This window comes from Ornithinibacillus xuwenensis, from assembly GCF_039614845.1.
Taxonomy (GTDB): Bacteria; Bacillota; Bacilli; order Bacillales; family Amphibacillaceae; genus Ornithinibacillus; species Ornithinibacillus xuwenensis.
In genome coordinates this window covers 447,368-460,972 of the sequence record NZ_JBDIML010000001.1, presented here as the reverse complement: position 1 = coordinate 460,972, position 13,605 = coordinate 447,368, and the positions used below count along the sequence as shown (strand labels likewise).

Here is a 13,605-nt window from a genome sequence, read left to right as displayed (position 1 = left end):
GTTTTTTCAGTAGAAGAGTCTCCCTTATTGGATTACCTCATTCATTAATTGCTCCCCCTAGTAAATACAGCACTTTTAACGTTATCATTTTTTTGATTTGTGGATAAGGTAATTTAGTGGCCCAACAAAGATTATTCCCCCAACAACGAAACCTAGAAAAACAGCCGTGTATGAGAGTAATTCAATATCCCTGCCTAAGAAAAAATCGATAATAATACGGAGAACAGTTACAATAACCGGAAAAATCAGTGACCAAAACAACATAACCTTTAAACCTTTTGACACATTTATTCCCCCTTTTTATTATCGAAACTTAATTATACCCTATTAGTTAAATACCAAATGTTTCCTTATTTACTTAAGAAACGCAAACATTTTTTATAAATTACAATATTATCCAATTAAATAATACCATATTATTTAATTTCAAAAACAAAAGACCATCAGCTGATGATCTCTTAATTCACTATTGATGCAGCTTGAATATGTATTTCGCAAGTATTTCGATGTACGAAGAAAAATTCTTAGGAAATAGCATTATAGATAGCATCTGCTTTCTCTATTGGGTTTTCAGTTTTTAGGTAATGCTCTTCACCCAGCCAATATCTTCTTTGATATTTACTTAACCTTTCTTTTTGATTTCCAATATACGCATCACGGTTTAACACTCTTTCCATACGTAATTTGCGGGAGCATTCAATAAATATTACAAAATCAAAGAAATCTCTCCATTCTATTCTTTGCAGGAAAACACCCTCTATCAGAACAATACTGTTAGGTCTGATATTAGTGGATTTTAGAGAAATTGAATCTGTCTTGTTATTATATAAAGGTAAAGATACATTTCGAAAATCTTGATGCATTTTTTCAAAAAAAACCTTCGCAAGCAATTTTATGTCCCATTGTAAATAATAATATTCAAACCATTCCTCATGCCCTGTATTGTACCGTTTGTTTTTTCTTACAATATAATCATCAATATGTAAAACCACTAGTTGACAATCCTGATTCGTTAATCCTTTCTCCATTTCATTTACAAATGTTGTCTTTCCAGCTCCTCCTAACCCGTCAATACCAACAATAAAAGGTCGATCTATTACATCTAAATTGGTTCGCTCCAATAATAATTGAGCAATTATTTCTTTTAAATTCATTTGATAACCTCTTTCATTAGCTAGTGTAATCTAGAGTAAATAAGAAACAGAGAAGATACTTCTGAATCAACCTGAACCAGATGTAGTTACAATGTAGTAATGATCGGTCCTTCCTTTGTAAGAATAATCGTATGTTCATATTGAGCCACAAAGCTTTCATCGGTTAGATAGGTCCACCCATCTTCTGATAGGTAAACCTCCTCTTCCAAGGTAGAGATGAAAGGCTCAAAGGCAATTACCATACCATCTTTTAGAATCTCGTCATCCCAGCGAGAGAAGTAATTTAAAATATGATCGGGCGCTTCATGAATGGAGCGCCCAACACCATGACCAGTAAGATTCTTAATGACCGTTAATCCGTGCTTTTTCGCTATATTGTGTGCAGCTTTACCAAGTGCGCTTTTTTTCGAACCTGGTTTTGCCTTATCAAGTCCAGCCTCGAACGCTTCTTTAGCAACATCACATATTTTCTGCAGAATTACCTCTCCCTTTCCAACCACAAAGGAAACACCAGTATCTGCGAAATACCCGTTTTTTGAACCTGAAACATCAATGTTTACCAAGTCCCCTTCTTGAATGATCCGTTCACTCGGAATTCCATGAGCTACTTCTTCATTTATACTAATGCACGTATATCCAGGGAAATCATATTCTCCCTTTGGAGCAGATTGCGCTTCTACTTTTTCAAACATATCCGCAGCGATTTTATCAAGTTCTTTTGTAGTAATTCCAGGTTTAGTGCATTGGACTAACTCATCCCGAATTGCTCCACAAATTTTACCAATCTCTTTTAATCCATTAAAATCTTCTTCAGTTTTTGCAATCATTGTGGGTCCTCACTTTTTATAAATATTTTATAATTATCATTCCATATAGTTTCTAGTATATATAAAAGCTTATTCTTCAACTATATGGTTCGATTGATGAACTCATCATAATGGCTGACTATACAATATACATTTCTACTAGGTCCAAATATCAAATACTCGGTTTACTATCCAACCAACTAAAACATTCGGTAAACCAAATGCAACAAATTTATATTTCAGACGATTCCTGTCCTTATAATCAGCATAACCATGATTATTACTAAATTGATTATAACGATAAAGCCATATAAGTCCAATGTGCATATAAAGTGCAATAACGAAACTAATTGATCCTACAATTAAATTAAAAAATACTACTATTTCAAAATATCCTGTTATCATAGCAACTATAATTGATAGAAACACCAATAATAAACCAACTAAAAACCATATTCTCATTTATTTTAATACCAACTTTCAAAAAATATATAAATACGCCTACTCCCGGCATAGAGATTACTTATTCTGGTACCATGTTGAAGATAAGTCCAATTACCTGAACTGAAACAGTTAATCGTTAGTGCCCTTAACTATCCCCCTCAAGATTTCATCCCCTAACCAAAATATAAATGCAGCTAATAGCGTAACTACAATAAGGAATTTGCTTTCTAAAAAGTAAGAAATCACTACTCCTGCAATTAAGCCCAAGATAATATGGGTTAAAAATGCTTTTGTATATCTCTGTTTGCCGTTAAGATTTTTGGTTCGATAATCTGAAAACACTGAAACAGGAACCCCAATTAAAAGAATAAATGGGAAAGTAGCAGTAAGAATTATGCCAAAAGTTGAGAATAAATTATCAATGTCTTCCGTTATCACAATATAATAATTCAGAAATGATCCGATTAATAGAGTGGTAAAAACAAATCCAAAAAATTTTCTTAGAACCAATGAATTCTTCCTCCTTTTTATAAACAACATTCTATGTCTTCTGAACTATACAGTATTTTAACATTAATTACTTCTATCTTAATACTAGGATTAAGATTCAAAAAGAAAATTAGAAGAATTATGATATGAACAAGTTGCCCCCTCAGGATCGCTTTGGAATTGGGTTGGAAGAGTATTATTATTTTCGCGCGAATAACATATTAGCCTATTCTATAAAACAGAGGTATACAAGAGGACCCTAATATAAGTTCATAGTTTGACAAAAGATAAAGTGATCACAAGGATTCCATATATGTTGATTATCAGCAGTGTACCCTCGTAACCATAATACTCCGTTGATATTACTAAGATAGAACCCTTTAGGGAATAAATCGTCTTCTTTAACGACGTTCGATGCAATTGTTATGGATCCAGAAGGTGCTGTATGTTGTTGTGAAAGCCTCTCTCTATGACCTTCAGGTTGATCTAAATACATAAGCCTTAAGTGGGGGCCTAGTTCGATTGGACATAATTCCAGTCCTAGTTTGATCGCTCGATCAAATATCTGAGGTAAAGTAGCTCCATTAGGAAAACCAAGATCCGTTACACGAAGATCTACGGTTTTTAGAATGTATTTTATGTTAGAAGTAGTAAAATCTTCATCAGACAATAGTACCTGTGCATACTCATTCAATAAGATGGATTGTTGTTGCAATTTTAGTCTAAGTTGCAGACTCGTTAACCCACCAACCTCTATTGTTCTAGTAATAGCAGGACAATCCGGGTATATCCCCATTAGAAGTCACGCCTTTCAGCTTGGTAGAAGAAATTATAAAAATGGTTATATATTGAGTTTATAAAGAAAACTAATAAGCCTAAAATAATGATAGTTTTACTGTTAATAGAATAGTTGTACAAACAAAGATACGTTTTCTTCCTTTAGCTACTAACCTTTTGTTTCATCCGATAATTCGATGTTTGTGACATAATAGAATTGGGGATCATGCAAGTAACCGCCAACCATTTTCAGCTCCATTTAGGTAATAAGCTATTGGTATCGATGTGATAAAACTAATCAAAAGTGAAACCCAAGATTTCTTGAAGATACCGTAAAGTAGCGTAATAACCGATATCATTAACGAGATTTGCCATAAAAAGACAATCCAATTAAACGTCCCCACTGTATTCACTCCTTTAACTTAGTTACTCCACAGATAAAAAATCATGCTCGACTTTGTATTAGTATTAATTCTATTTATGTAATTCCTTATAATTCGAATGAAATTTTGAATGATACTTATAAACGAATGGAGTTATCGTGAAGATAATAGCTAAAACCATTAGATAGATTACGAAAAACAAAAACAAAGATAGAAGATAGTACGTATCTATATGATATAGCACGATGTAAGAGCTTATAACTGCCGAAAGAGTGATTAAAACTGTTCGTATTATTTTTGAATCTATCGTTATATTATGTTCTGTGTCGCATTTTCTACAGTTCACGGTGTTTCTATTCCTAAATGACTTCCATTCTGATTTATAAATTCCCATCCAATTTAATTTTGTATGGCACTTCTCGCACTTTTGCAATTTATTGCCCCCTCTTATATTACTTTTCTTCACCTTTCTTCCCATTCTTTACAATTTGTACAAGGTTATCTTAGTTTAAAGTAATTTATTACTAAGCCTTTATCCAATTTATCCTTATTTTTGAAGTAATTGATAAAATGACAGCATTAGTAATGCGAAATAACTGAAATAATTAAATCTAACATCTACATCTCCCTTTTTATACTTCATAAAAAGAAATGCCTTACGTTATTTTTCCTTCTCTGCATTCGTCGATTTATTAAGTCATATTAATATAACTAATTGTCAATAATCGCTTTATTTTTTGTATCCATTTGATACACAACATCACCATTTGTTAGAAAGATAATAAAATCCTCATCCTCCATCACCACTTCAAAAGAATAGGCTATATCTTTATCATTTATCATTTGAAACATCTTTGTTTGATTATCATATTCAAAAACATTACATTCATTATATCGAACATCGCCTATGTATATTGCTCTTATCATCTATCATACACCTCGAACATTTTCTAAAAATTCTTCTAAATTTGGAGATTGATTATACTTAATTGCAGCTTGTTTATCTTTTTTAATAATTGCTTTTGTTAGATCAATATGATTTAGACTCGCAATAGCTACTGCGTAATGTATAACATCAACTAATTCTTTTTCCAAAGAAGTATTCCCTGTATTAACCTTACGTCCTTCTAATTGGTTTAGTACCTCTGCTACTTCGCCAATCTCTTCTACTAGTTTCATAAACAAAGCAGATGAAGTGCGTCCTTCTTTGTATTTAAGAGCTAGGTAGCTCTGTAATTCATGAAATGATAATTGTTTTGTATCGTCTTTTCCTTGTATCAATTTAACGCCTTCCTTTAATTTAATGTTCTTCCATCATAAAGATCTCATAAGTTAACCTATCTGATTGTCTATGGATTTTTAGAATGTATTTTGCGTTTTAGATAAATACCTAACAATAACAGAATTATACTATAAATGGTGAAACCAACTATTATTAGTATTGCTTCACTTGTATAACTAATCGATTCATACCCACTATGGTTATTAATATGATATTCCTCCCCTTTGTAGGTGAACCATAATATCGTAGAAATAAAAACATACAAAACCATTAGGAACGCTGAATTTATATAAGCGATTATTCTGTTCTCTGAAGAGACTGATAATAATGTATATAAAAAAAGTCCACCATATACAAGCATAAAAATAATTATTTCATAAAACCTTATTCCTAGTTCCAACTCACTAACTCTCCCACTTATAAAAAAATCCTGCTTAATTACTACAATATAGTAAAGAATCAATGTTAACGAAATATCCCAACCAATCTTAATGAAAAATAAGAGCATCAATTTGACGATTTCTTGTCTAACTCTTTCACGCAATAGTTGAATTACAGTTATTAAATTCTCTTTCTCAAAATTTCGTCAACTAACCAGAATATAAGTGAGGCTATTATGGTTACTATAACAAGAAATAAACTTTCAAATAAGAAAGATATCACTAACCCAGTGACTAAACCAAATATACTATGAATAAGTAATGCCTTCGCATTTCTTTGCTTTCCGTTCAAATTTTTTGTTAGATAATCAGATAGAAAAGATACAGGTACTCCAATTAGAAGTACAAATGGAAAAGCACCTGTTAGAAAAAGTCCAATAGCTAAAAAGCTTGACTCTTTTGTTATCGCAAGAAGAGTAAGAAATATTCCAATTAACAAAGTGGTTAAAACAAACCCTAGAGTTTTCCTTAAAAATATCAAAATATCCCCCCGTAAAAAAAATCCTACTCCCGTTACTTCAATTACTGTTATCTTAATAGTAGCATAATAATTCTAAAAATAATCTGTATTTTGGAATAGAAAAAGACAACCAAATTTGAACTGCAACCCAATTGTTCCATCACGATTCTGCAATCATTTGGTTCACCACCTCTTTAACACAATATTCCCCAGCCATAAATAGAATCTTTCATTTAAAAAGAGATTATCTATAGACGACCTGCTTGTTTCACTATTGCACCCATAATTTCGATAACAACAACTATCTGATTTTTAAAATGATTTTCCCTTTAGCCCTTCCTGACTCCACATATTCCATCGCTTTTTGAGCGTCCTCAAAAGGGAAAATTCTATCAATGATCGGTTTGATTTTACCAGTCTCAATAAAGTTTGCGATTATACGCAATTGCTCCCCACTTGGCTTCATAAACAAAAATGAATATAAAACATTATGCTTTTTTTCGAGCGTAGTAAGTTTATGACTTGCTACTGAAAACAACAACCTTTTAAAAAAACTGGAACCATATTCTTTACCAAACCGAGCATTCGGTAATCCTGAAACAGAAACAATTTTCCCTCCGCTATTTAATACTTCGAATGATTTTTCAAGGATCTCTCCTCCGAGTGTATCAAATACAGCATCATAGTTTTCCAGTATTTCTTCAAATTTTTCTGTCTTGTAATTGATAATTTCATCAGCACCTAGAGACTTTACTAAATTTGTACTAGCTTCACTTCCAGTTGTTGCAACAGTGGCGCCCATTATTTTTGCAAGTTGAATAGCAAAGGTGCCGACACCACCAGCTCCAGCATGAATCAATATCTTTTGTCCTTTTTGTAATTTTAATATGTCATTTATGGCTTGATAAGAGGTTAACCCAACTAGCGGGATTGATGCTGCTTCTTCAAAGCTCAAATTTTTAGGTTTTAAGGCGATGTCATCTTCATGGATGGAGATATATTCCGCAAACGTGCCGATTTTACTCTTACGGGGACGTGCATATATTTCGTCACCAGCTTTAAAACGTGTCACATTTGCGCCAACCTTTACAACGACTCCTGAAAAGTCATTCCCCAGAATAAGAGGCATATTATAGTTAACTAACAATTTCACTTTTCCATCGCGTATTTTAAAGTCAACAGGATTGATACTAGCTGCATGAATTTCTGCGAGCACCTCATTTTCTCCAATTTCGGGTGTGGACACTTCTGCCAAGCTCATTGGTACTTTCCCGTATCTATCAATTACCATTGCTCTCATAGTCTTTTCCTCCAAGTTATTGTGTTTAAATTCCATCATTCCCATAAAAGTTCTGCATGAACGTATCAATATCCGACACAAGCGTTCTTAATAATCCTAATTCTGTACGTACATTAATATAATAAAAATTCTTTGTCCCCTCTTTACGCATTAAAATGACACCCGCATCTCGTAATACCTTTAAATGATGAGACACAGCAGGTCGAGAAAGATGTGTTTTTTCAGTAATTTCACCCACACGTAATCCTGTTTGACAATCTGTACCCATTAGGACTAAAAGAATGGATTGACGTGTTTCATCACCAATCGCCAAAAGGACTTTTTGACAATCAATAAAATCCTTTTTGAGCCTATTTAGTTGATCCTGCTTATTCATTCTGTAAATACCTCCAATGATTAGTTTAATGGTTTAAGTTGATAAACCATATGTTTGAATACAACAATATACTAAAGTTATGTTAGCTACAATATTGAGAAAGAGAATCGAGACGAATCACTTCTTAGAAATAGAATACCAATTAGCTTTAGGATTTTAGGAACTTAAGATAGATACAAAGTTTGAAGATTAACAGTACAATATAACAAAATTCTATTTACTAACCTGCCATAGTTGTTTTAAAAAAGACCGCCACAACGCTCATTTTTTTAACTTTTGCACCCGTTCGTATTATAAGGTTAACCAGAATTTACTGGTTGACCTTATTTTATATGGTTTTATCATTTACATTGTAGCCGGGTAGAACGACTGCACCCGTGGGATTAGATCCCGACAACTAAACTGTTCGCCCCCTACTTGTAGAAACATGATTGAGGCTGGTTGGGAAAAGGATCGCGTATAACAAGCGAAACTGTGATACTACAAGAAGGATTAGGAGTACCGGCAATCACTATTTAGGAGGAGATAATCAATGAATCCAGTAGTAGGTCTGGATGTAGCTAAAGGAGAAAGTCAGATTCAAGGTTTCCTAGATAAGGAAAAGCCTTAGAAAACTAGTTTTAAAGTACCACATACCTTGGAAAGTTTAGATAAATTGATTCACTTTTTAATCGAAATTGAAAATGATACTGGGGTACGACCTCCTGTGTACTAGAATCGACAGGGCATTACCACACCAGATGTTCAATATTTAGAGAAAAAAGGATATTATCTTCGTTAATCCACTTACTTCTTACAAGGCAAAGAGTTCTAGTTTACGAAAAGTTAAGACAGACGTAATTGACGCAAGACACCTCTGCTAGCTGTACTACAAGGAAGAGCTTGACCCAAAGAAGAAGCGTGGAATACTACTATTAAATTTGCGTAATCTTACAAGACAACATGAAAGTATTACTGGTTTATATGTTTCTTTAGTTACGCTGTTAAACTATCCAACATCAAAGGATGTTTTGGAGACAGATGAAGACATTCTAGATAGAAGCATCCATGAATACTGTCCAAGAGGTTCGCTGGAATGGGCAACTTCAAAAGCTGATAAGTTAACAGAAGCAGCACTTCGTGATCCTTTTCAGGAAACTCTATATCAAAGTCATATATTAAGCATTGAAATGTATATCAAAATGTTGCTTGAGTACCAAAAGCACCTATCTAAACTTGAGAATCAAATAGATTCTTTGGCACAATAAATTGAAGAATGTAAGATTATCCAATCTATCCCTAGTATCGGTGAAAAGATCGCGCCAACGATTATTTCAGAAATTGGTGAGAGTGATTTATTTGATAACCCTAAAAAACTAGTTGCGTTTGCCGGCATGGATCCCAGAGTCTATGAATCTGGTCGATTTAAAGGAACCGTGAATCGAATTACCAAAAGAGGAGCTAGCCGATTAAGACATGCGTTATATATGGCGGTTCGCTGCGCAATCCGTGATTCTCGGAAACAGAAAACAACGGATGAAATCATTCCCCGTAACAGGAAGTTACGAGCCTTTTATGGTAAAAAGCGAGATGAAGAAAAACCTTATAAAGTAGCCATAATAGCATGTGCTAACAAGTTATTACATTGGATTTACGCATTATTGAAAAGCAACAATACCTTTCAAGATATTGCTTAATGAACAAGCTAACCAAATACCCCAAAACCTCATAGTTTAAGATTACAGGAGGGTTATTTAGCATGCGCAAATTTAGTATATCATAAGCTATTTTATATTTTCAGAGTAAAATGGATAGACTTCACAAAATCTATTCTTTTTGTTTAACATCAACCACTAATTGCATATCTAGTTTGAATTTCTCAGTATTACCATTCCATTCTACTGTCACTTCGACCTCAGTATTTTCGGTCACTTTTGCATTCGTTGGATTTGCTTTATCACTATCTTTTAGAGTTCCATTTTCCTCTAATGTTGCACCACTTCTACTAAAGCTTCCAACACTAACAACACTATAAGAAATTTCTCCAACAGAGTTAACGTCATCACCCTTATATTCAAGCACAAAATCCTGAGTCTCATAGTCATCACTAGTTTGAGTGACTTTTAAATTAGCTATCCAATTTGTTGAATTTCCAGAAAAAGTAAAAGTTTTGGAGTCGTTTACACAAGCTGTTAACAACAGTAATAAAAATGCCAATAACACTATTATCTTTCGGTACAAATTATCCCCTCCATTATAAATTTATTATCAACTTCATCTACAACTTTACTGCTCGGGCATTTGAAGTACATTGGATTACAAAAGATCATTTTGCAGTATAACTTTATCAGAATCTACGCAATTTATTAAGAGAAGGGAGCTTATATATGAAAACAAAACTAATAATTGTATCTGTACTCTGCTTAGCTAACTTCTTCACAGTTCATTTAGTTAGCACAAAAGCATCTGAATTAGCATCACAAGAATTACCTGACTTTAAGAATTCCAGTAAGGAAAAAAACCAAATATATGGTTATTTTATCCTTGAGCTTTACCATAAAGAAATTATGGCCGCAATTAAAGAACATTATAATGATGATAAGATTAGTGGATATACAACCCCTAAACAGCCCCACCATGATATGATATCAATATCAATGCTTCATAATAATGACAATAAGGAGTTGCAAAAATATTCTTATGCTTTAAAAATAAAGTTATTACCTATTTATAGTAATGGAACAATCTTGGGAGAAGACACTATCTATTTTGCAGTAGAACCATTTCGGCTAACAATGAAAAATATACCTAAAGATTATCCCACAATTGAGTTAATTAGTTATGAACATAGTAATCCTTCTAGTAAGAACAAATGATTAATAAGGACACTAAATGTGTTCTTTTTTTTGTTAAAAATTTTTCTTCATCTTATGTAATATTCAGTAACTCAATACTAACATAATATTCCTACAACCATGTCCAATAATTTAATAACTTTCACCTATAAGGACATCGTTGTAATGTTCCGTAAATAAAAAAGATTGTGCTTTCTCAAGAATAGTATCTACTTTCCTAATTTCTCAAGTTATCTTTTTCATGCATTTATATTTAATAGAAAAAGACCGCCAAATTGACGATCTTCTAGTAAAAATTTTGCATCTTCAATACCATAAATTATCTTTAAGATTTAAGGAACTCTTTTTCAGGTATTTGACCTTTAGTTGACCACCTGGCCTTTAAGCAACAGTACAATATAATTATACCATTGAGATATATTTTTCTATTTCTTCATTGCCTTATTGACTTTTTCATTGACCGATTCTTGATAGAGATCCGCGTAAGTTTTTGAATCTCCAATCAGCTCGTCACAGAAAGCAGCAACGTCTGTTCCGGTGACTTCAAGCACATCTTTCCCTGCAGCTGAGGATTCTTCAAAAAAGCTGAGAACTTCCGAAAGTAGTCCGAAATCTTCGCTTAGCTCTATTGGTCCGACCTTGAAGAGATATTTTTGGATCTCTTTATAGACAATTTCATAATCCTGCGGAAGTGCTTTAACACGCGAAACATGGGCTCTCCATTCTTTTTTTCCTTCGATAATTTTTTTAATACTCATTTCAACCCTCCTAATTTTCTTTCTACGTTCTTATTGAGTTGTTCACGCCATTTGTCTCGATAATTCTTTGTGCCTTCATCACCAACAAGCGCTGCGCAAAAGCCTTTAATATCATCACCAAGTACTTCCTCGACGCTCTGACCGTCAGCTGCTGTAACCTCAAGCAGTTCCAGTGCGCTTTCTAGAATCGGCATTAGATTTCTACCGGTGAAATCTCCGTACATCCAGAGATTGCTTGTAATTTCTTTCCAAGCAGTTTGATAATCAGCTGGCAAAACTTTTGCTCGTACTTCAAAACCCTTCATTTCTTTTGTCATGTCGCTGCCAGTTATTTTTTCTAAAAAGTTCATTGTATTATCCTCCTTATTAACATATATATGTCAATTTGATTAATATTAAACAAATTTCCACTTTCTCTGGTATTCTTAACCTAACTGGCGTTTAAACGCTTTACCGGCAATCAAGTAAGCAATAACCATAATTCCCAAACACCATGCAAGCGCAGTCCAGATTCCATTAACCACAGTCCCTTCGTACAAGAGGCCACGAATCGAATTCACGATTGAAGTCACGGGCTGATTCTCAGCGAACACACGAACAACCTTAGGCATGGTTTCAGTAGGAACAAAGGCTGAGCTAATGAAAGGAAGAAAAATTAGCGGGTACGAATATGCTGTTGCTCCTTCCATAGAATTTGCTGACAATCCAGGGATGACTGCTAGCCATGTCAACGCCAGTGTAAACAATCCAAGTATCCCAACTACCGCCAGCCAATCCATGATACCTGCATTAGGTCGGAATCCCATTAAGAATGCGGCGAGGAAAACCACTGCAACTGTAAGTGCATTCGAAACCAGTGAGGTTAACACATGCGCCCACAATACTGACGAGCGTTTGATAGGCATAGTGATTAAACGAGCCATCAGTCCACTTTTTACATCCGTAAATAACCTCAAGGAAGTGTATGCAACGCCAGATGCGATCGTGATGAGTAAAATACCTGGCAACAAATAGTTGACATAATTATCCGTACCAGTTTCTATCGCACCTCCAAACACATAAACAAACAACAACATCATCATTATCGGTGTAATCGCCACTGTTATTATCGTATCCGGACTACGCATGATATTACGCATTAATCGTCCTAATAATACGCCTGTTTTACCTTTCATTTATTTCTCCTCCTTTTTCCCGACGATTTCGAGAAATATTTCTTCCAATGTCGGCTGCTTCTCGACGTATTCCACTTTTGTTGGCGGGAACATCTCCTTGAGTTCGGTAAGGCTACCGCTCGTGATAATTTTTCCACCATGTAGGATAGCAATACGATCGGCAAGCTGTTCTGCTTCTTCTAGATACTGGGTCGTCAGCAAAATAGTTGTTCCACCGCCTGCTAGCTCCTTGACAGTATCCCAAACTTCAATCCGCGCTTCAGGGTCAAGCCCAGTTGTTGGTTCGTCGAGAAAAATGACTGCTGGAGTTCCAATCAAGCTCATGGCGATGTCTAACCTACGCTTCATTCCCCCAGAATACTTGTCAGCCCGGAGGTTTGCTGCATCGTTCAGGTTAAATCTAGAGAGCAAACTGTCAGTAACTTGAGTGGGATTGGAAACTCCTCGCAGCTTAGCAATCATCATCAGATTTTCCCTACCCGTTTGCATTCCATCTAAAGCTGCAAACTGTCCAGTCAGGCTTATGCTTTGGCGAACTTTTTCCGGTTGACGTTGAACATCATAGCCGCAAATACTTACTGCTCCATTATCTGGTTTTAACAGAGTTGAAAGAATATTGACCGCTGTAGTTTTGCCTGCTCCGTTTGACCCCAGTAGTGCGAAAATTTCACCACGCTGCACATCAAAATCCACCCCTTTCAACACTTGTTTGTCTTTAAAGGATTTTATTAACCCTTTTACCGAAATCACTGTATCTCTCATATTTTTTTCCTCCTTATTAGTAGCGCAACAAGGGCGCATTGTAGAACCAAATTTTTTTGCTTTGTTTTATAACGGAGTAAATAGTGTTTTTTCAAATAAAGCTAAGAAATAAATGGTCAATCGTACTCTGCGTTTCTCATCTATAACACACTACTTGGCATTACC

18 protein-coding genes and 1 pseudogene are annotated in these 13,605 nt (G+C 34.5%); 2 read left to right on the top strand and 17 right to left on the bottom strand.

Going from position 1 to position 13,605, the window contains the following annotated elements:
* Positions 1-84: 84 nt before the first annotated feature.
* The 12 genes from ABC228_RS02770 to ABC228_RS02720 all read right to left on the bottom strand — a co-directional run bounded on the left by ABC228_RS02770 (position 85) and on the right by ABC228_RS02720 (position 7,920).
* On the bottom strand, positions 85-285 hold the full coding sequence (locus tag ABC228_RS02770; protein WP_345823553.1) for a hypothetical protein: 201 nt from the start codon (positions 283-285) through the stop codon (positions 85-87).
* 239 nt (positions 286-524) lie between these two features.
* Positions 525-1,154, bottom strand: coding sequence for a kinase (locus ABC228_RS02765; RefSeq protein WP_345823552.1), 630 nt, complete (start codon positions 1,152-1,154; stop codon positions 525-527).
* An 86-nt stretch (positions 1,155-1,240) separates the two neighbouring features.
* On the bottom strand, positions 1,241-1,981 hold the full coding sequence (gene map / locus ABC228_RS02760) for a type I methionyl aminopeptidase (protein ID WP_345823551.1): 741 nt from the start codon (positions 1,979-1,981) through the stop codon (positions 1,241-1,243).
* A gap of 552 nt (positions 1,982-2,533) precedes the next feature.
* A complete protein-coding gene (locus tag ABC228_RS02755; protein ID WP_345823550.1) occupies positions 2,534-2,914 on the bottom strand; it encodes a hypothetical protein in 381 nt (126 codons plus the stop codon).
* 238 nt (positions 2,915-3,152) lie between these two features.
* Complete coding sequence (locus tag ABC228_RS02750; protein WP_345823549.1) at positions 3,153-3,689, bottom strand: helicase; 537 nt, start codon at positions 3,687-3,689, stop codon at positions 3,153-3,155.
* Positions 3,690-3,894: 205 nt separating this feature from the next.
* Positions 3,895-4,074, bottom strand: coding sequence for a hypothetical protein (locus tag ABC228_RS02745; RefSeq protein WP_345823548.1), 180 nt, complete (start codon positions 4,072-4,074; stop codon positions 3,895-3,897).
* 70 nt (positions 4,075-4,144) lie between these two features.
* The gene (locus ABC228_RS19075; RefSeq protein ID WP_427902205.1) at positions 4,145-4,531 is read right to left on the bottom strand and encodes a TIGR04104 family putative zinc finger protein; all 387 of its coding nucleotides are present in this window, start codon (positions 4,529-4,531) and stop codon (positions 4,145-4,147) included.
* A gap of 233 nt (positions 4,532-4,764) precedes the next feature.
* Entirely contained in the window at positions 4,765-4,980 is a 216-nt protein-coding gene (locus ABC228_RS02740; protein ID WP_345823547.1) for a hypothetical protein, read from the bottom strand.
* Positions 4,981-4,983: 3 nt separating this feature from the next.
* Positions 4,984-5,334, bottom strand: coding sequence for a MazG nucleotide pyrophosphohydrolase domain-containing protein (locus ABC228_RS02735; RefSeq protein WP_345823546.1), 351 nt, complete (start codon positions 5,332-5,334; stop codon positions 4,984-4,986).
* Between the two features lie 562 nt (positions 5,335-5,896).
* A complete protein-coding gene (locus tag ABC228_RS02730; RefSeq protein WP_345823545.1) occupies positions 5,897-6,256 on the bottom strand; it encodes a hypothetical protein in 360 nt (119 codons plus the stop codon).
* 280 nt (positions 6,257-6,536) lie between these two features.
* Positions 6,537-7,535, bottom strand: a complete 999-nt coding sequence (locus ABC228_RS02725) for an NADP-dependent oxidoreductase (RefSeq protein WP_345823544.1) — start codon at positions 7,533-7,535, stop codon at positions 6,537-6,539.
* Between the two features lie 25 nt (positions 7,536-7,560).
* Positions 7,561-7,920, bottom strand: coding sequence for an ArsR/SmtB family transcription factor (locus tag ABC228_RS02720; RefSeq protein ID WP_345824154.1), 360 nt, complete (start codon positions 7,918-7,920; stop codon positions 7,561-7,563).
* A 523-nt stretch (positions 7,921-8,443) separates the two neighbouring features.
* On the opposite strand from ABC228_RS02720, the pseudogene ABC228_RS02715 reads away from it, so the two are divergent.
* Positions 8,444-9,587, top strand: a pseudogene (locus tag ABC228_RS02715) (IS110 family RNA-guided transposase).
* A 130-nt stretch (positions 9,588-9,717) separates the two neighbouring features.
* Here ABC228_RS02715 and ABC228_RS02710 read toward each other — a convergent pair.
* Positions 9,718-10,131 carry a hypothetical protein gene (locus ABC228_RS02710; protein ID WP_345823543.1) on the bottom strand — a complete coding sequence of 138 codons (414 nt, stop codon included), beginning with the start codon at positions 10,129-10,131 and terminating at the stop codon, positions 9,718-9,720.
* Between the two features lie 146 nt (positions 10,132-10,277).
* On the opposite strand from ABC228_RS02710, the gene ABC228_RS02705 reads away from it, so the two are divergent.
* A complete protein-coding gene (locus ABC228_RS02705) occupies positions 10,278-10,766 on the top strand; it encodes a hypothetical protein (protein WP_345823542.1) in 489 nt (162 codons plus the stop codon).
* A gap of 404 nt (positions 10,767-11,170) precedes the next feature.
* On the opposite strand, the gene ABC228_RS02700 is transcribed toward ABC228_RS02705, so the two are convergent.
* From ABC228_RS02700 to ABC228_RS02685, 4 genes are all read right to left on the bottom strand, one after another.
* Positions 11,171-11,503, bottom strand: a complete 333-nt coding sequence (locus ABC228_RS02700; RefSeq protein ID WP_345823541.1) for a DUF1048 domain-containing protein — start codon at positions 11,501-11,503, stop codon at positions 11,171-11,173.
* Positions 11,500-11,853, bottom strand: coding sequence for a DUF1048 domain-containing protein (locus ABC228_RS02695; protein ID WP_345823540.1), 354 nt, complete (start codon positions 11,851-11,853; stop codon positions 11,500-11,502). Before ABC228_RS02695 ends, ABC228_RS02700 begins: the two co-directional genes overlap by 4 nt.
* Before the next feature lie 75 nt (positions 11,854-11,928).
* A complete protein-coding gene (locus ABC228_RS02690; protein ID WP_345823539.1) occupies positions 11,929-12,678 on the bottom strand; it encodes an ABC transporter permease in 750 nt (249 codons plus the stop codon).
* Positions 12,679-13,440 carry an ABC transporter ATP-binding protein gene (locus tag ABC228_RS02685; RefSeq protein ID WP_345823538.1) on the bottom strand — a complete coding sequence of 254 codons (762 nt, stop codon included), beginning with the start codon at positions 13,438-13,440 and terminating at the stop codon, positions 12,679-12,681.
* Between the last annotated feature and the right edge of the window lie 165 nt (positions 13,441-13,605).

What these genes read in the sequence shown, in the direction of transcription:
- ABC228_RS02765 (WP_345823552.1), bottom strand. Translation starts at nt 1,154, where the DNA reads ATGAATTTAAAAGAAATAATTGCTCAATTATTATTGGAGCGAACCAAT.
- map (WP_345823551.1), bottom strand. Translation starts at nt 1,981, where the DNA reads ATGATTGCAAAAACTGAAGAAGATTTTAATGGATTAAAAGAGATTGGT.
- ABC228_RS02750 (WP_345823549.1), bottom strand. Translation starts at nt 3,689, where the DNA reads ATGGGGATATACCCGGATTGTCCTGCTATTACTAGAACAATAGAGGTT.
- ABC228_RS19075 (WP_427902205.1), bottom strand. Translation starts at nt 4,531, where the DNA reads ATGGGAAGAAAGGTGAAGAAAAGTAATATAAGAGGGGGCAATAAATTG.
- ABC228_RS02740 (WP_345823547.1), bottom strand. Translation starts at nt 4,980, where the DNA reads ATGATAAGAGCAATATACATAGGCGATGTTCGATATAATGAATGTAAT.
- ABC228_RS02725 (WP_345823544.1), bottom strand. Translation starts at nt 7,535, where the DNA reads ATGAGAGCAATGGTAATTGATAGATACGGGAAAGTACCAATGAGCTTG.
- ABC228_RS02705 (WP_345823542.1), top strand. Translation starts at nt 10,278, where the DNA reads ATGAAAACAAAACTAATAATTGTATCTGTACTCTGCTTAGCTAACTTC.
- ABC228_RS02700 (WP_345823541.1), bottom strand. Translation starts at nt 11,503, where the DNA reads ATGAGTATTAAAAAAATTATCGAAGGAAAAAAAGAATGGAGAGCCCAT.
- ABC228_RS02695 (WP_345823540.1), bottom strand. Translation starts at nt 11,853, where the DNA reads ATGAACTTTTTAGAAAAAATAACTGGCAGCGACATGACAAAAGAAATG.
- ABC228_RS02690 (WP_345823539.1), bottom strand. Translation starts at nt 12,678, where the DNA reads ATGAAAGGTAAAACAGGCGTATTATTAGGACGATTAATGCGTAATATC.
- ABC228_RS02685 (WP_345823538.1), bottom strand. Translation starts at nt 13,440, where the DNA reads ATGAGAGATACAGTGATTTCGGTAAAAGGGTTAATAAAATCCTTTAAA.